Genomic DNA, 18,741 nt, shown 5'->3' with positions numbered 1-18,741 from the left:
ATTAAATACCAAAAACGTCTTTTGAATTTTTTGTTGTAATCTCAGCTATTTTTTCTTCTGAAATTTGATAAATATCTGATAATTTTTCTAATACTTTAGTAATGTAGCTACTTTCATTACGCTTACCTCTATATGGTGTTGGCGCTAAATAAGGCGCATCGGTTTCTAAGACGATATGATTTAAATCGATTTGATTTAAAAACTGATCTATTTTTCCGTTTTTAAACGTTGCCACGCCACCAATACCTAATTTCATATTATAGCTTATGGCTTGTTTTGCTTGTTCTAAACTTCCTGTAAAACAATGAAAAATACCGTATAAATTATCTGCTTTTTCTTCTTCTAAAATTTCAAACACCTCATCAAATGCGTCACGACAATGGATTACGATTGGCAATTCGTGTTGCTTTGCCAATTTTATTTGCTGTCTAAAGGCAACTTGCTGGATTGGCAATGTGGATTTGTCCCAATATAAATCGATACCAATTTCGCCAACAGCATAAAACTTGTGCTTATCCAACATGTCTACTACATGCTCCAACTCTTCATTATAGTTATCTTTTACATGCGTTGGATGCAAACCTGTCATTAAAAATACATTGTTAGGATAATCTTTTTCTAAAGCTAACATGCCTTCTGTATAAGTACTATCTATTGCTGGCACAAAAAAACGACTTATGCCTGCATCTAAAGCACGTTGCATCATTTGGTCTCTATCTTCGTCAAAAGCTTCGCTATATAAATGTGTATGTGTATCTGTAATTATCATGTTGCAAAAGTAAAAAAGTCATCTTGTTTAAGATGACTTTTTAAGGGTTATTTAAAATTGATTTTTAATCTAGCTTATTGAGTAATTTTTGTGCTTGCTCATAATCTTCGGCGTCTTCTGAAATACTCTTTAACACGTTTATACAAGCTTCAAAATTTTCTTGTTTTAGTTTACTTAAAGCTAAATACCACTTCGCTTTATTTTTGTAGATTGAATTACCTTCTGATAATCCTTTTAATAATTCATCTGCTTCACTAAACTGATTGGTCTCTATTAATGTGATGCTTTTATAAAGTTGAATTTCAGTATTACTAGAATCTTGTTCTAAAATTTGATTGAAAAGCAGGTTTGCTTCTTCATAGTTTTTAGTGTTAAATGCTGTTTCTGCGTCTTTTAATAGCGTATCATTATCGCCTCTTACCGTTAAACTAATTTGATCATAATTAGCAAAATCTAAATAACTTGGATCACTTGAAAATTGATTAAACACAAAGAAACCAAGTAACAATGCAACACTAGCTGCTATTGCTAATTTGTAAAAACTAAATGGCTTTTTAGTTTCAACTTCTTCTTGTTGTGCATTCAGTTTTGAAAAATAATTATGAGATATACTGTCTAAATTGGCTCTAAAATCCATCGTTTTTTCTTCATTACCAATTTCGTGATCTAAGTGAGTAGAAATATCTTTATATATACTAAAAGACTGCTTAAAAGCGTTGTCGGTTTCTAATCTAGTTTCAAAAGCATTTGTAGCATTTTCATCTAAATTTCCTGATAAATAGTCTTCAAAAAGGATGTAATCTTGTTCTTCCATAACATTAATAATTTAGCTGATTAAATGTTGGCGACTCTTGTACCATTTTTGTTAGCTGTCCTATGCATAAAGATTTTTTCTTTCGTGCATAAGCATAACTTACATTAAGACTTGCTGCGACTTCTTCCATAGATTTTATTTTAAAAGTTGCATTTAGTAAGTCTTTACAAGCTTTTCCTAATTGGTCAAACATTTGATTAAACAGATTTTGCTTGTTTTCAAAAATGGACGTTTCAAATACAAATTGAGCTGCGTCGTCATCTTTAGATAACACCTCTTCGTTAATTGTTACCTCCTTATTATTAATTTTTTTTAAAGTATTTAACCATTTACGCTTACACAACAAAAAAAAGTACGCATCAAAAGGGCAAGTTAGCTGTAAGTTTTTTTTTGTGGCTTGGTTATAAATGGTAATGATGGTGTCTTGTACTACATCTTGCGCGTACTCTTCGTCACCACTATTTTGCTTTACATAGTTGATTACTTTAGGTACAAACTTGTCATATATAGCCTGTATGATAAAGGAATTATTATTGACCAAACCATCTATATACTTCTGGTCTTCGTGTACTTTTTTATTACTCATAAACCCTTTGTTTTAAACGAATTTAAAAAAAGTTGAACAAAATAGGGTAACAATTTTTAAATGGATTTGATATAAGGGTGAATTAGCCAAAAAGGCAACACAACTTAAAACGAAACAACAATTTAAAAATTAGAAATTATGAAACGTACAATTTTAATTATCGCTACAGTAGTATTTGGATTATTAAACCTTAACGCTACAACAGTAACAACAGAGCCTAACAGTGTAACAACTGTAACAATGACCAAAGAAGATTTAGTAAAAGTCTATGACTGGTATGTAAAAACAACTACTGGTGAATTTAGAGGAACAGCAAAAACATTATTTGACGCTAAAAGACGTGCCAATTTAGTTGGACAAAACGAAGTAGTCTTAGAACAAAAAATTAGTAACTATTTCATTTTAAAAAGTGAATTAAATAAAAAAGAAAGCAGACTGTACTTCTGGGAAGTAAAAAGCGAAAAAGGTGAAGCTAAAGGATTTTCAACTTCAGAAGTTTCAGCAAAAAAGATGATTCAATTAGTTGCAAAAGGAGACGTCATCTCTTATAAAATCATAGCAAGTAAACAATTAAAATAAAAAAAAGTAAAAAACAGGGTAACAAAATCCTTACCCTGTTTATATAAAAGTGTAACATATAAAAATTAGAAATCATGAAAAATTTAATTAACACAAAACAAATTTTAGGATCTTTATTATTAACGACATTATTATTTAGTAGTTGTAAAACTTCAGATGATAACGATTTCCCTCCGTTTGAACCAACTCCAGCAACCGCGCAAGAGTTTAAAAACATTAAAGATGAAGCGTTAGCAGACATTACTCAAAACTTCAGTTTTAACTCAGATGATGGTTACATCACTTTAACTTCTGAAAACGGAGTGCAGTTAGGAATAAACGGAGACTGTTTAACCCTTAACGGAAACGAAATTACAGGTAACGTAGATGTTGAGTATGTTGAAATTTTTGAAAAAGGAAACATGCTTACCACAAACAAGCCTACAATGGGTACAATGCCTAATGGTGATAAAGCTATGCTTTTAACTGGTGGAGAATTTTTTATCGAAGCAACCCAAAACGGCGAAATTCTAGACACAAACTGTGGATTTAATTTACTAATTCCAACAAGTTTAACTGGCGGAGCTGATCCAGAAATGACTCTTTGGGAAGGTACAATTGACGAAGATGACAATTTAACTTGGGATGAAGTTGAAGACGCTTCTGGACAAGGTGGTGTTTTTGTAGAAGGCGGACAATACTATGCTTTTTTAGACAACTTTGGTTGGTCTAATGTAGATCGTTTTTATAACGACCCAAGACCAAAAACTCAAATTCAAGTACAAGCACCAGTTGGATACAATTATACAAACAGTGCCGTGTATTTATCTTATGATGGAGAAGATACAGGTCTTGCTGCTTTAGACACTTATGATGGCGAACTAAATTTATTTAGCGAGCATTACGGACAAATCCCTATTGGTTTAGAGTGTCATGTTATTTTTGTAACCGAAGACAATGGTCAATGGAGATACGCTATCAAAGCAGTTACCATAGTAGAAGATGATATTATCACATTTAATTTTGAAGACACTTCAGTAACTACAGAAGCTAATTTAATTTCAATAATAAATGCGCTACCATAATCAATTTACCTACTTAGCAAAAACCAGAAATTTACGTTTCTGGTTTTTGTGTTTTACCAAATCAAAATAATTATCGTTACATTTAATTACTTAATTCACAGAGTCATGAAACATTTTATCGCTATAACTCTTTCTATTTTTGGTATTATTTTCTGTTATTCTCAAGAAAATATTGCTAAAGATACTACGCAACGCATAGCCACAATAGAACATAAATTTGAAGGAAACCAAGTAAAATTCACACCAAACGCACCAGAACTAAACCAAATTGCTGGAGCACCTAAAGCGTTTTACACAAATTATTGGGAATTTGGTGATGGCACCTACAGCAAAGAAAACAATCCGACAAAAACCTATAAAGAGTCAGGTGAATACGAAGTCCGTTTATGGGCAACCAACAATTACGACACAGGTAAAACTCCAACCTCAAGACCTAAAAAAATTAAAGTTACCAATGTAGATGAAAGCTATGACGAGGAAGCAAATATGATCACAAATTTTGATTTACAACGCAATCGCGAGCCTATGCCTGAAGAAGAATTTGTCGTAATTGTTAAGTACAAAAACACCAAAGATTATGTAACCAATGGTAAAGTCTTTCTGTTTTATAACGAAAAACAATTTAAAGCAGACAATTTTGAAATTGCAGAAAGCAGAATGTATCATAATGAAAATGAAATTAGCACCGAAGATTTAGTATTCACTCCCAAATTAGATGACGATAATTATTACGCTTCCGCGGAAAATAAAATACTTCAACTACAATCAAAGCTTCAAGACTCTACCGAAAAGCAAAACCTACCTTTAACCTTAGAAGAATCTAAAGCTAAATACAATAATAGCACTGCGTTTACCTTTAAAAACATGCAACCAAACGAAGAGCGCAACGTATTTTACACCATAAAAACTACGCCAGAAATGATTAAAGATACTAGCGCTATTGTTAGCGTTAGAGGTATTTACGTACCAGATGAAAATTACGATAATCACAACGTCAAAGACATGGAAATGGAAATAGTCACATCTCATGACCCAAACAAAATGTCTACCAGCGCCTTTTTAATGAATTATAGATTGGTGCGTTTTAAAAAGCCAAAATTTAAAATCAAATTTCAAAATAATGGCGAAGGACCAGCAAGAACAATTCGTTTAGAAACTGATATTCCAGAGATTTTTGACAAATCAACTATTGAGGTTTTAGACATGTATCCTAAGGTTAAAATTTGCCCAAAATACGATGTAGAATACAGTTGTTTAGATACTACGTATACGCAAAAACAAGCCATTTTCACCTTTAAAAATATTTATTTACCTGGTAGCGAGCAAAAAAATGTCAAAGAATACGACTCGACAAAAGGTTTTGTAAAATACAGGATTAAGTTTGGCAAAAACTTTCATAAAATTAAAACCAAATCAAGAACAGCAATCATATTTGACAAAAACGAACCTATAATTACCAACTACTCTACCACTCGGTTTATGCCTGGTATTTCTATTGGTGCAAAAGCGGGTTATAATTACTTTTTTGATTTAGACAATTCTAAAAGTTATTTTGTTGGCGCAACACTTTCACCTTACAAATCGTATCGATTTTATTGGCAAGTCGAGTTATTAAATAGTTTGCATGAGTTTGATGGTAGCACTCAAATTTCAGAGCAATTTACAGATAACGGTGCTACAGGAGAATTATTTTTTAGACGTACAACAACATCTACAAGCTATAACAATATAGATTGGGAAGTTCCTGTTTTATTAAGATATAACATCAATAATTACATTGGTTTGGGTGCTGGTTTACAAGGAATGATTTCGGTAAGCCAAAAAGAAAGCACAACAACAACCATAGAAGATTACGAAAACATAAATACAGTTCCTGGCGCATTAATTAATAGTGAAACTATATCTACTGAAAACAAAGCATCTTTTACAAATTTTAGAAGTGGTTTTTTAGTTGAAGCTACAGCTGGTTTTGCTAGAATTGGACCAAGCATTGGTGCTAGATACGTTTTCAACTTTAAAGACAATTACAACTATATGCAGTTTTATGCGATTTGGAAATTTTAATAAAAAACCAATTAATTTATAAATGAAATACTGCCTCATTTTCCTTCTTCTACTTTCCTTTTCTACTGCTTTTTCTCAAGATTTAGAAGAAGCTATTTATGTGGCTACAGAAAATTTTAATGCTAATAGAACTGCTGAAAGTTTTTCAACTTTACTAAAAAAAGAAGCAGATTTTAAAGTAAAAATCAAAACTATTGATGAGCAGTTAGCGTATTTCTTTTTATTGATTAATAAAGGACATTATTTAGACAATATAAACAAACAACCACAAGCTATTTTGGCTTATCAAATTGCTTGGAATGTTTACAACAAGCATCAATTAAGCACTATTACAGACTATGACGTAATAGACTATTGTCTAAAACCATTAGGTATTTTATATAATAAAGTTGGCGATTACACCAATGCAGAAAACACAATAAAGCAATACATTTTTATCGCTGAAAAAAACAAAAATAATCCACAACGTATTGCAGGCGCCATCAATTTAGCTCAATTATATTTTACAGCAGGAAAATTTGATGAAGCCATAAAAATTTCAGAAAATGGGCTTCAAATTGCTGGCTTAACTTCTTCCAAAAAAGAAAAATTATTAGCCATAAAAAATAACAGTCAGATAGCTTTAAACAACTCTGAAACCACTACCATAAAAACCAAAAACCCAGAAGTTAAATATAATTTAGCCCTTAAAAATAAAGATTATAAACAGGCTTTATTGCACTTGCGAGAAATGATTACAGAGGAATATAGTAAGCCTGAATTCTCAGCTAGAGCTATTGCCAAATTACACGTGCTTAATGCACAACTTCATTTAAAATTAGACCATAAAAATGCTTGTGCTTTAGAGCTTAAAAATGCTTTAAACGTATTATTACCAAACCATGACGCAAATATCTTACCCAAATACGAAGATTTATATCCAGAAAATACGTTTATTGATATTTTTGATTTACTTGGCAATATTCAAATTAGCAGTATAAACGCTTTAGATTGTTACGACCGTAGTTTTTATGTCTCCAATTTATTAACAGAAAATATTACTTCTCAAGAAGCAAAATTGCGTCATGCATATAAAAACAGGAAACGTAGTGAGGCTTGTATAGCTATACTTTATCAAGATTTTAAAACCTTAAAAACGCCAAATATTATTGTAAAAGCTTTGGCTTATGCCGAAAAAAATAAAGCATCCATTTTAAAAGAAACTATTGCTAAAAAAAGTCTTTTACAAATTCACCCAAAAGATACTTTGTTATTAAGAGAACAAGTTTTATTAACGAAACAAGCAGATTTAACCAATCAACTTATAAAAGCTGAATTTGAAAAAAAATCTGAAACAGTTAATGACCTAAGCTATAAATTATCCAAAATAAGCAACGACTTAAAAGTACTAAAAAACAAAATTGACTTAAGTTACCCCAACGATAAAAATGAAAACTTTATTGATGATTTAAAACAAAAACTAAAAAAAGAAAAAGCGTCTTTAGTCGAATACTTTTATGGTGAAAATGATATTTACACCTTCATCATTTCAGATAAATCTTTGCAGTTTTTTAAATTGAAAAGAGACAAATCTTTTGATGCTTCAATTTCTAATTATATAGGTTATTTTAATTCACCAAACGCCATAAACAATGATGTATCTAAGTTTACAACAGATGCATTTAAACTGTATCAACAATTAAAATTAAATCGTGTAAAAGCTTCTAATAACCTTATAGTAATACCAGATGGTTTTTTAAATTTTATTTCTTTTGAAAGTTTGCTTTCAAAAGAAACAAAGACAACCAATTATAGTAAAATGCCTTTTTTAATAAAAAAACAATGCATTGTTTATAACACAAGCGCAGAAATATTCTTAAAAGGAAAGCAACCAGAATTTGATGATCATGTATTAGGAATATTTCCTGTGTTTAAAAACACTAAAAAGGCATTAACTTTTTCTGAAGACGAAGCAAAAAGTATAGATCAATTTACAGATGCCAAGTTTTTAATGTACACTAATGCAACTAAAAAAGACGCTTTTATACAAGCGGATAATTATGGGATTTTACATTTTTCTACACATGCAGATGCAGGTAGCTTTAGTATACCCGCAAATATCCAGTTTGCAGACGACAATCTCTTTTTAAATGAATTATACACTAAACAGTTAGACAATAACTTAGTGGTTTTAAGCGCATGTGAAACAGGCATTGGAAAATTAAAGAAAGGCGAAGGAAGCATGAGTTTGGCAAGAGGTTTTCAGTATGCTGGCATCAACCAGTTAGTATTTTCTCTATGGAAAGTTAATGACAAATCTACCTCTCAAATTATGCATAATTTCTATAAAAACTATAGCAAATTTGAATCTGTAGCTATAGCAAATCAAAAATCCAAACAGCAATATTTAGATGACAAATCCATAACTAATGCTAAAAAATCACCTTATTATTGGAGTGCTTTTGTCTATTATGGTACAAGTACAGCAAAAGCAAAACCAACTATATTAAATTACTTACTTTTTACTTTTATTGGTTTAGCTATTGCATTACTTTTATGGACTGTTATTAGAAAACTAAAACATGGAAGACAAGCTTAAAGATTTTTTGTTGGAGCAAGACTACATTCGTGTCAAGCTTAAACTTACTAAAACCAACCACTTCGAAATAAAAGCAAGTATAAACGGAGTAAAAGGCTTGTTTATTCTAGATACAGGTGCATCTAGCAGTTGCGTTGGCTTTGAAGCAACAGAAAAATTTCAATTAAAAAAAGTAAAAGACTCTAAAATACTAGCTGCTGGCGCTGGTGCTATAGATATGGCAACTCAAATTTCTAAAAAAAACAAACTAAAAATTGGACGACTTAAAATAGATAAAGTACCATTGGTTTTGTTTGATTTAAGTCATGTAAATATGGCTTTAACCAATCATAAATCTCAACCTGTAGATGGTATTATTGGCGCAGACATATTAAAAAAAGTAAAAGCCATAATAGACTACAACAAAAAATATCTTTATTTAAAGAAGTTTTAATAAACATTTTTTACCTTTAAATATCAAAAATCCCCATAAATGAGTGTTTCTATAGTTATAGCAGACGACCATCCACTAATGCTTAGAGGTTTATCAAATTATATTTCTTCAAAAGGATTTAATATAATTGGTAGCGCAGAAGATGGAAAAACTGCATACAACCATATTGTTAAACTTAAACCTGATTTGGCGCTTCTAGATATTAGAATGCCTGGCATGACAGGACTTGAAGTAGCAAAAGCTTGCTATAAAAATAATCTTCCTACTAAAATTATACTTATAACTTTTGATAACGAAGAACATCTTTTTGATCAAGCAAAAGAATATAATGTATATGGATATATTTTAAAAGAATTTGCTATCGAAGAAATTGAGTACTGTATAAGCAGTGCTGTTAGAGGCGAACCTTATTTTAGTGAAGAAATTGCGTCTTATCTCAACTCAAAAATCAACTATTCTAGCAAGAATCTAAACTCGCTTTTAACACCAACAGAACTTAAAATACTAAAAATGGTTTCTGATGAAATGTCAAGTGCAGAAATCTCTGAAAGCTTAAGTTCTTCTATAAGAACTGTTGAAAAACACAGAAGCAACATTGTAAAAAAATTAGATTTAAAAGCGTCCCAAAACGCATTAGCTATTTGGGCACAATTAAATCGAGAATTTATAAAAAATACGTAGTAGTACGTATTTTATAAGTCTTAAATATGATTTACTTTAGCAGTGCTATTAATCATATTTCTTTATTAAGAGAAACTATATTAACCCAGAGCAATAATTTGCTTTGGGTTTTTTGTTTTAAATACTTTTCGTGAAGTTTTCGTAAATATACGTAGACCTACGTATTTTACAGAAATTATTTATCTATTACTTTAGCAGAGCTATTAATCAATTTTGGGAGAATTGAAAAAAGCTCTAAACCACTTAACCAAGGTTTGGGGCTTTTTTATTTTTATGAAAAATAGTTTTCGTAGAAGTTTTCGTAAATATACGTAGACCTACGTATTTTGTAAGAAATTTATATCCTATACTTTAGCAACGCTATTAAAATCAATTTTGGGAGAATTGATTAAAAGCCCTATTCATGCCTCTTTGAATAGGGCTTTTCTATTTTAGAAAATAGAGAAAATGTTTCGTAATATTTTCGTAAATATACGTAGAACTACGTATTTCATATAAAAGACTTACAGCTTACCTTTACAATGCTATTAATTAGTTCTTAGGGAGAATTATTTTTTAAACTCTGCATCAGGACTGATGCAGAGTTTTACTTTTAAATCAAAAAAAATGGGCACAAGCAATTCAAAATACAGCAGTATATTTATCTTTTGCATTATACTATTGGCAGTTGCAGTGGTTGCATTTAATTTATATTGCCTTTAAAGCATAAAAAAAGAGCTACTAAATAGTAGCTCTTTTTTTATACTTATTATACTTTTTTAAAGTTCTAAAGCTTTTTTAATGTCATTATCCATTAATAACTCAGAAGGATTTTCTAATGCTTCTTTTACTGCTACTAAGAATCCAACACTTTCTTTACCATCAATTATTCTATGATCGTAAGATAATGCTACGTACATCATTGGATGAATTTCTACTTTTCCATCTACAGCTATTGGACGCTCAATAATGTTATGCATTCCTAAAATACCACTTTGAGGTGGATTTATAATTGGCGTAGATAACATACTTCCAAACACACCTCCGTTAGAAATTGTAAATGTACCACCTGTCATTTCATCTACAGTTATTTGTCCATCTCTTGCACGTAAAGCTAAGCGTTTTACTTCTGCTTCTACACCTCTAAACGAAAGGTTTTCTGCATTTCTAATTACTGGTACCATTAGTCCTTTTGGACCTGATACTGCAATACTAACATCTACAAAGTCGTAAGAGATCATTTCTTTACCATCTATCATAGAGTTAACAGCTGGATACATTTTTAATGCTCTTACAACTGCTAATGTAAAGAAAGACATAAACCCTAAACTAACTCCGTGTTTAGATTTAAATTCTTCTTTATATTGTTTACGTAATTCAAAGATTGGTGTCATGTTAACTTCATTAAATGTAGTTAACATTGCTGTTGTGTTTTTAGCTTCTACTAAACGCTCTGCTACTTTACGACGTAACATAGACATTTTATTACGAGATTGACCTCTATTTCCTCCAGTTGGTGTCCCCATAGATGGTACAGCATTTACTGCGTCATCTTTTGTAACACGACCATCTTTACCTGTACCTGTTACAGCACTAGCTTCAATACCTTTTTCTGCTAAAATTTTCTTTGCTGCAGGACTTGCTGTACCTGATGCATAGGTTTCTTTTGCTGGGTTAGATGCTTTTTCGTCTGTATTAGGAGTTGCTTTTTGGTCTTTTGCAACATCTGCTTCTGCATTGTTGTTTCCACCTTCATCACCTCCTTTAAAAGTTGTGCTTTCTGGTGCTTCTGCACTTGTATCAATTAAACAAACTACTTGTCCTACCTCTACAGCGTCTCCTTCTTCAGCTTTTAAGGTGATTGTACCGCTTGCTTCTGCAGGTAGTTCTAATGTAGCTTTATCACTATCTACTTCTGCAATTGCTTGATCTTTTTCTACATAATCACCGTCTTGAACTAACCATTCTGCTATTTCAACTTCTGTGATTGATTCGCCTGGAGAAGGCACTTTCATTTCTAAAATCATTGTAATATAATTTTATGCTTGTGTTTTGTTTTAATTATTTTTTACTTAGTTGGAATCCTTTGATTTTGTTTGCTTCATCTAGAAGAAAAAATGCTTCGCCAGTTCCGTTTTCAAATGTTAGTATATAGGTATGACCTGTACGTGTAATATCTTTAAGATCTCTACTTTCTATTTCGCCTAAAGCTTCAGCATTAATTTCATTTTCAAAAAAAGTATTTACCTTTTCTAAGGTGAATGTTTTTTTAAAATTATCATCTAACATATTATAAATGGCTCTGTAATTACCATCATTATAATGCTTGGTAAATTGATCTACCGTTGTTTTGTAATTTGCTTTTTCTGTCTCTTGAGAAAAGCCTAATGCAAAACTTAATAATGCTACAATTAATACTATTCCTTTTTTCATCTTTATTGATTTAAAAGCTTATCGCTGGTTATTTTTTGTTTTGTCAAAAACGAAATCTATGACTTCTTTATGACGTTTTTTAGATCTTACAGAACTTCCTGCTGCTGGTGCACCGTAAGGTCTTCTTGATGCTGCTCTAAAGTTTTTAGCTTCTTCTAAGTGCATCATCATATGCATGTATGCGCCCATGTTTCTTGGTTCTTCTTGTGCCCAAACCACATCTTCTACATGCTTATATTTATCTAAAATTTCTCTTATTTTTTCTACAGGTAACGGGAACAACTGTTCTATCCTTACTATAGCTACATCATTTCGGTTTAGATTTTCTCTTTCTTCATCTAAATCGTAATAGAACTTTCCTGTTACAAATACTAATGTTTTTACATCTTCGGTTTTTACTGAAGTATCTTCAATAACTGTTTGGAAACTTCCGTTAGCAAACTCTTCTACAGTACTTACACATTTTGGATGACGTAATAAACTTTTTGGTGTAAAAACAATTAACGGTTTGCGGTAGTTAGATAACATTTGACGTCTTAACAAATGGAACATATTTGCAGGTGTTGTACAGTCTGCAACAAACATATTATCCTTTGCGCATAATTGTAAGTAACGCTCCATACGTGCTGATGAATGTTCTGCTCCTTGACCTTCATAACCGTGAGGTAAAAGCATTACAAGCCCGTTTTGTGTTTTCCACTTATCTTCTCCTGAAGATATGTATTGGTCTAACATAATTTGTGCTCCGTTACTAAAATCTCCAAACTGAGCTTCCCATATGGTTAATGTTTTTGGGCTAGCCATAGCATAACCATAGTCAAAACCTACAACTCCATACTCTGATAATAATGAGTTATAAATATAAAAATGACCTTGGTTATCATTGATATTATTTAGTAATACTATTTCTTCTTCGCTATCTTCTACTTTAACCACTGCATGTCTGTGTGAGAAAGTACCACGTTCTACATCTTGTCCTGTTATGCGTACATCGTAACCTTCGGTTAGTAAAGTACCATAAGCTAAATGCTCTGCCATAGCCCAATCCAACCTGTCATCGTCAAACATGGTTTGTCTAGATTGGATTAATCTTTCTATTTTTCTGATAAACTTTTTATCTTCTGGCAAGTTTGATATTACTTTGGTAATATCTGCAAGCTTCTCTTTACTTGTTGTTGTATCTACAGTTTGCATCATTACTTTTTCGTCTACACGTACAAAATCTTTCCACGTGTCTTCCATAAATGGAGTAATGATTGTTTTATCTTCTTTTCTAGAATCTTCTAATTTTTCTTCTAGTTTGTCTTTATAATCTGTCTCTAATTGCTTTACGTAATCTTTATCTATAACTCCGCTATTAATTAGCTTCTCTGCATAGATATCTCTAGGATTTGCATGCTTTGCAATTGCTTTATAAAGTTTTGGCTGGGTAAATCTAGGTTCGTCTCCTTCGTTATGCCCATATTTTCTATAACCTAATAGATCTATAAATACATCTCTATTAAAGTTCATTCTAAAATCTAAAGCAAATAGCATAGCGTGTACTACAGCTTCTGCATCGTCTGCATTAACGTGTAATACTGGTGACAAGGTTACCTTACCAACATCTGTACAATAGGTACTAGATCTTGCGTCTAAATAATTTGTTGTAAAACCTACCTGGTTATTTACAACAACATGTATAGTCCCGTTTGTTTTGTAACCCTCTAATTGAGCCATTTGAACAATCTCGTAAACTAAACCTTGACCTGCAATTGCTGCGTCACCATGTACTACAATTGGTAACACTTTACTAAAGTTATCTTTATATTTTTGATCTTGTTTTGCTCTAGATATACCTTCTACCACTGCTCCTACTGTTTCTAGATGCGAAGGGTTAGGCGCTATACTTAAATTTATTTTTTTTCCTGTATCTGTACTACGTTGACTTGTCCAACCTAAATGATATTTAACATCTCCGTCAAAGACTTCTTCTTCATAATCTTTACCATCAAACTCGCTAAAAATATCTTTTGCAGATTTACCAAAGATATTTGTTAAGGTACTTAAACGACCTCTGTGTGCCATACCCATTACAAACTCTTCTACGCCTAGCTCTGCTGCTTTTTCTATTACTGCATCTAGTGCAGGGATTAACGATTCTCCTCCTTCTAAAGAGAAACGTTTTTGCCCAACGTATTTAGTGTGCAAAAAGGTTTCGAAAGATACAGCTTCGTTTAACTTTTTTAGAATATGCTTTTTTTGATCGGCAGTAAAACTTGGTTGATTATCGTTTATGTTTAACTTATTTTGTATCCATTTAATTTCTTCTGGCTGACGTATATACATATATTCAATACCAATAGAATCACAATAAATACTATTTAAGTGTTTTAAAATTTTCCTTAAAGATTGTGTACCTATACCTAAAATTTCACCTGCATTAAACTGGGTATCTAGATCTGCTTCAGACAAACCAAAATTTACTAGTTCTAATGTTGGCGCGTATTTTCTACGCTCTCTAACTGGATTGGTTTTAGTAAAAAGATGACCTCTACTACGGTAACCATCTATTAAATTTACTACCTGAAATTCTTTTTGAAGATGCTCTGGTATTTGTGCCGAGACACCTTCTACAATTTCTCCTTCCATTCCATAGTTTTCACTTCCAAAGTCATAACCTTGAAAAAATGCTCTCCAACTTGGCTCTACAGAGTCAGGGTTTTTTAAATATTGATCGTATAATTCAGCAAAGTATGCTGTATGTGCTGCGTTTAAAAAGGAATATTTATCCATTATTATGTGTAAGTCGTGTTCGCTTCAACAAAATTTTATCAAAAATACAACTTTTACCAAATATAGCGATGGTTTTATTATATTTATAACGTTTACATTTAACTAAATTGATGATTATGAAAAATATCCACTTAAAACAACTTCATTTTAAATTATTGCTAATATTTAGTGTGTTTTTTACGAGTTTATCATTTTGTCAAGGAAATTTAACAAAAAACAAAAGTGATTTCTGGGAAAATGTAAGATTTGGTGGCGGTTTTGGTTTAAGTACTGGCGATGGTTTTTTTAGTGCCACTTTAGCACCTAATGCAATCTACCAATTTAATAGTAAATACGGATTAGGTGTTGGTTTAAATGGGACGTATAATAGACAAAAAAATGTTTATAAATCTACAATTTTTGGAGGTAGCGTTATTGGAATTTACAATCCTGTAAATGAAATACAACTTTCTACTGAATTTGAAGCTTTTAATGTTAATAGAAAGTTTGAAGGTAACTTTTCTAATAATCTAGATGATAATTATTGGTATCCTGCTCTTTTTGTAGGTGCTGGTTACCGTACAAACAACATTACTTTTGGCATTAGATACGATGTACTTTATGACAAAGACAAAAGTATTTATGCAGATGCTTGGATGCCTTTTGTTAGAGTATTATTTTAAAAAAATAAAAAAATCTTTAGACATATAATCTAACCTCTTTGTATTTAAATGAAGAGGTTTTTTCTTTAGCAAAAAAAAAATATATATTTAATTAGGATAAATTAATCCTAAATATGATTTTTGTCATGTTTTGAACTAGCTTCTATTTGTAATTTTATCAAAGATTTGTTATCTTATTAAGTACACACATTAAACTAAACATTATGAAAACAACACTAAAACTTATGATTATTTTTTTTGCAACACTACTAATTAGCTGTGGCGGAAAAGAAGAAAAGAAAAAAGAAACATTTTCTTATAAAAAGAAAACAACAACTGAAAAAACAACAACAAAAACACCTGAAAAAGTAAAAGCTTCTGACAAAGTAGTTTTAGATAACAAAGGTGTAGGACCTATAAAAAACATTGATTTAGGTGCTGAAATAGATAAAAAAATGGCAACACAAGGCTCTGAGATATTTAAAAAAATGTGTACTGCTTGCCACAGACCTGACAAGAAATTTATTGGTCCAGCTCCTGCTGGCATCTTAGATCGTCGTGCGCCAGAATGGGTAATGAATATGATTTTGAATCCTGAAGTTATGGTTAAAGAAGACCCATTAGCTAAAGAACTTTTAATAGAATTTAATGGATCACCAATGGCAAATCAAGGACTATCAGAAGAAGATGCCAGAGCTGTATTAGAATATTTTAGAACCTTAAAATAACAAACCATGAAAAAACCAATTAAAATCTTGTTTTTAACCTTTACAATTGCAGTTTTATTTTACTCTTGTAAGGATGCAAACAAAGACTCAACAACCACAACAGAAGTTACTAACGAAGCCTCAAAACCTTCAAAAAAGTCTGGACAAGCCTTTATTGAGGATGATAAGAGTTCAACTGTTTTAAGTATTGCAATGGGCTCTAAAGACCATACAACACTTGTAGCAGCTGTACAAGCTGCGTCTTTAGAAAACGCTTTAGTAAACGCAGGACCATTAATGGTTTTTGCTCCAACTAATGAAGCTTTTGAAGCTTTACCAGAAGGAATAGTAGACAATTTATTAAAACCTGAAAACAAAGATGCTTTAGCTAATATCTTGAAGTATCATGTAACTCCAGGAAACTACTCCAAAGACTTTTTAAAGAAATTTAAAAAATTAGGTCAAGCTAACAACGCCTATGTAAAAGTAGAAGTAATTGATAACGAACCCATGATTGGTGGTGCTAAAATACTAGCTAGTATTAATGCTGGTAACGGCATAGTCCACGTCATTGATAAAGTTTTATTACCACCTTCAGAATAACTACAAACACTATTTAAAAATAAACAAAAATGAAAAAAATATTAAAATCAACACTTGCAATTGTAGCGGTATTTGCCGCATTTACAAGCTGTAATAACTCTGGTAAGTCTGGCGGAAAATCTGGAGCCTTATCAAGTAACATAGCCGAAAAAGTCTATGTAGCTCCTGGTGAGCACGACTCGCATTACGCCTTTATTTCTGGTGGTTACAGTGGAAATTTAACCGTTTACGGCTTACCATCTGGTAGAATGTTTAAAGAAATACCTGTGTTTTCACAGTTTCCTACTTCAGGTTATGGATATTCTGAAGAAACAAAACCAATGCTAAATACCTCTCATGGATTTATTCCTTGGGGAGATTCTCACCATCCAGATATTTCTCAAACCAATGGAGAAATTGATGGTCGTTTTATTTTTATAAATGAAAATAACACACCAAGAATAGCAAAAATTGACTTAAAAACTTTTGAAACTACCGAAATTATTGAAGTACCAAATAGTGCTGGTAATCATAGTTCTTCATTTGTCACAGAAAATACAGAGTATGTAGTAGCAGGAACACGTTTTTCTGTACCTGTACCACAACGTGATATGCCAATTAAAGAGTATAAAGGTAATTTTCAAGGTGCACTATCATTTATTAGCGTAGCACCAGAAACAGGTAATATGGATATCAAATTCCAAGTTTTAATGCCTGGTTTTAACTACGACATATCACATCCTGGACGCGGAAAATCTCATGGTTGGTTTTTCTTCACTACTTATAATACTGAAGAAGCAAATACACTACTAGAGGTTAACGCTTCACAAAACGATAAAGATTTTATTGCAGCTATTAACTGGAAAAAAATTGAAGAATACGTAAATAACGGAGGCGGAAAAATGATGCCTGCAGAGTATGCACACAATGTCTATGACGAGCATACACACACTGCAACTTCTACAATGAAAAAAGAAGTACGTGTGATTAATCCAATTGAAGTACCAGGAGCTGTATATTTCTTACCAACACCAAAATCTCCTCATGGTTGTGATGTAGATCCTTCTGGAGAATATATTGTTGGTAATGGTAAGCTATCTGCCAACTTAACAGTGCATTCATTCTCTAAAATGTTAAAAGCTATTGAAGGTGAAAAGTTTGCTGGTGAAGCATACGGAATTCCGATCTTAAATTTTGAAGATGTTTTAGCAGGATCTGTTGAACAGCCTGGACTTGGCCCATTACATACTGAGTTTGATGGTGAAGGAAATGCATATACGACTTTCTTTATTTCATCTGAAGTTGTAAAATGGAAATTAGGAACTTGGGAAGTCATTGACAGAAAACCTACATATTACTCAGTTGGTCACTTAACAATTCCTGGAGGAAACTCAAGAAAACCACAAGGTAAATACATGTTTGCGATGAATAAAATCACAAAAGACAGATACTTACCAACTGGTCCAGAAATGGAACATTCGGCTCAATTGTACGATATTTCTGGAGAGAAAATGGAACTATTGTTAGATTTCCCTACACACGGAGAGCCTCATTATGCTGCTGCAATGGAAGCAGACTTAGTAAAAGAACGTTCTCAAAAAATCTACAACTTAGAAGAAAATAAACATCCTTACGCTGCTTTTTCAGATTCAGATGCTAAAGTGGTAAGAAAAGGTAATGAAGTTCATATTTATATGACTACTATTAGAAGTCACTTTACACCAGATAATATTGAAGGTATCAAATTAGGTGACAAAGTATTTTTCCATGTCACTAACTTAGAGCAAGATTTTGATGTACCACATGGATTTGCAATGATTGGTGCCAATAATGCCGAATTGTTAATTATGCCTGGACAAACCAGAACCTTGACTTGGGAACCTAAGCAAGTTGGTGTTTGGCCATTCTATTGTACGGATTTCTGTTCTGCATTACACCAAGAAATGCAAGGTTACGTTCGCGTATCTCCTGCAAATTCAAACATAGAATTGTCATGGTCTTTAGGTGAATAGTTTCTTAATAAAAACTTAGGAGAATTTTGTTTTAGTGTTTATTT

At 31.9% G+C, this 18,741-nt stretch carries 16 protein-coding genes; 10 read left to right on the top strand and 6 right to left on the bottom strand.

Annotated features, from left to right (window positions below; all coding sequences use genetic code 11):
• Window position 1 precedes the first annotated feature (1 nt).
• The 3 genes from WA327_RS07380 to WA327_RS07370 all read right to left on the bottom strand — a co-directional run bounded on the left by WA327_RS07380 (window position 2) and on the right by WA327_RS07370 (window position 2,169).
• The gene (locus WA327_RS07380; protein ID WP_336068149.1) at window positions 2-769 is read right to left on the bottom strand and encodes a TatD family hydrolase; all 768 of its coding nucleotides are present in this window, start codon (window positions 767-769) and stop codon (window positions 2-4) included.
• Between the two features lie 64 nt (window positions 770-833).
• Window positions 834-1,583, bottom strand: a complete 750-nt coding sequence (locus tag WA327_RS07375; RefSeq protein WP_336068147.1) for a tetratricopeptide repeat protein — start codon at window positions 1,581-1,583, stop codon at window positions 834-836.
• Window positions 1,584-1,587: 4 nt separating this feature from the next.
• A complete protein-coding gene (locus WA327_RS07370) occupies window positions 1,588-2,169 on the bottom strand; it encodes a sigma-70 family RNA polymerase sigma factor (protein WP_336068145.1) in 582 nt (193 codons plus the stop codon).
• A 138-nt stretch (window positions 2,170-2,307) separates the two neighbouring features.
• Here WA327_RS07370 and WA327_RS07365 point away from each other — a divergent pair, with 138 nt between their 5' ends.
• The 6 genes from WA327_RS07365 to WA327_RS07340 all read left to right on the top strand — a co-directional run bounded on the left by WA327_RS07365 (window position 2,308) and on the right by WA327_RS07340 (window position 9,568).
• A complete protein-coding gene (locus WA327_RS07365; protein ID WP_336068142.1) occupies window positions 2,308-2,748 on the top strand; it encodes a hypothetical protein in 441 nt (146 codons plus the stop codon).
• A gap of 74 nt (window positions 2,749-2,822) precedes the next feature.
• Complete coding sequence (locus tag WA327_RS07360) at window positions 2,823-3,812, top strand: hypothetical protein (RefSeq protein ID WP_336068138.1); 990 nt, start codon at window positions 2,823-2,825, stop codon at window positions 3,810-3,812.
• A gap of 105 nt (window positions 3,813-3,917) precedes the next feature.
• A complete protein-coding gene (locus WA327_RS07355; protein WP_336068135.1) occupies window positions 3,918-5,876 on the top strand; it encodes a PKD domain-containing protein in 1,959 nt (652 codons plus the stop codon).
• A gap of 22 nt (window positions 5,877-5,898) precedes the next feature.
• The gene (locus WA327_RS07350; protein WP_336068132.1) at window positions 5,899-8,454 is read left to right on the top strand and encodes a CHAT domain-containing tetratricopeptide repeat protein; all 2,556 of its coding nucleotides are present in this window, start codon (window positions 5,899-5,901) and stop codon (window positions 8,452-8,454) included.
• A complete protein-coding gene (locus WA327_RS07345; protein WP_336068130.1) occupies window positions 8,438-8,887 on the top strand; it encodes a retropepsin-like aspartic protease in 450 nt (149 codons plus the stop codon). Before WA327_RS07350 ends, WA327_RS07345 begins: the two co-directional genes overlap by 17 nt.
• A 39-nt stretch (window positions 8,888-8,926) precedes the next feature.
• The gene (locus tag WA327_RS07340) at window positions 8,927-9,568 is read left to right on the top strand and encodes a response regulator transcription factor (RefSeq protein WP_336068128.1); all 642 of its coding nucleotides are present in this window, start codon (window positions 8,927-8,929) and stop codon (window positions 9,566-9,568) included.
• A gap of 758 nt (window positions 9,569-10,326) precedes the next feature.
• Here WA327_RS07340 and odhB read toward each other — a convergent pair.
• From odhB to WA327_RS07325, 3 genes are read right to left on the bottom strand one after another with little or no spacing between them, the layout of a single operon-like run.
• Window positions 10,327-11,574, bottom strand: a complete 1,248-nt coding sequence (gene odhB, locus WA327_RS07335; RefSeq protein ID WP_336068126.1) for a 2-oxoglutarate dehydrogenase complex dihydrolipoyllysine-residue succinyltransferase — start codon at window positions 11,572-11,574, stop codon at window positions 10,327-10,329.
• A gap of 34 nt (window positions 11,575-11,608) precedes the next feature.
• Complete coding sequence (locus WA327_RS07330; protein ID WP_336068123.1) at window positions 11,609-11,980, bottom strand: DUF3887 domain-containing protein; 372 nt, start codon at window positions 11,978-11,980, stop codon at window positions 11,609-11,611.
• An 18-nt stretch (window positions 11,981-11,998) separates the two neighbouring features.
• A complete protein-coding gene (locus WA327_RS07325) occupies window positions 11,999-14,755 on the bottom strand; it encodes a 2-oxoglutarate dehydrogenase E1 component (RefSeq protein WP_336068121.1) in 2,757 nt (918 codons plus the stop codon).
• 116 nt (window positions 14,756-14,871) lie between these two features.
• On the opposite strand from WA327_RS07325, the gene WA327_RS07320 reads away from it, so the two are divergent.
• The 4 genes from WA327_RS07320 to nosZ all read left to right on the top strand — a co-directional run bounded on the left by WA327_RS07320 (window position 14,872) and on the right by nosZ (window position 18,697).
• A complete protein-coding gene (locus tag WA327_RS07320; protein ID WP_336068119.1) occupies window positions 14,872-15,417 on the top strand; it encodes an alpha-ketoglutarate decarboxylase in 546 nt (181 codons plus the stop codon).
• Between the two features lie 203 nt (window positions 15,418-15,620).
• Window positions 15,621-16,124, top strand: a complete 504-nt coding sequence (locus WA327_RS07315) for a cytochrome c (protein WP_336068117.1) — start codon at window positions 15,621-15,623, stop codon at window positions 16,122-16,124.
• 6 nt (window positions 16,125-16,130) lie between these two features.
• Window positions 16,131-16,706 carry a fasciclin domain-containing protein gene (locus WA327_RS07310; protein WP_027879508.1) on the top strand — a complete coding sequence of 192 codons (576 nt, stop codon included), beginning with the start codon at window positions 16,131-16,133 and terminating at the stop codon, window positions 16,704-16,706.
• Between the two features lie 29 nt (window positions 16,707-16,735).
• A complete protein-coding gene (gene nosZ, locus WA327_RS07305) occupies window positions 16,736-18,697 on the top strand; it encodes a Sec-dependent nitrous-oxide reductase (RefSeq protein WP_336068112.1) in 1,962 nt (653 codons plus the stop codon).
• Window positions 18,698-18,741: the final 44 nt, after the last annotated feature.

Source organism: Mesoflavibacter sp. CH_XMU1404-2 (genome assembly GCF_037029465.1).
Lineage (GTDB): Bacteria > Bacteroidota > Bacteroidia > Flavobacteriales > Flavobacteriaceae > Mesoflavibacter.
This window is presented reverse-complemented; position numbering and strand designations above follow the sequence as displayed.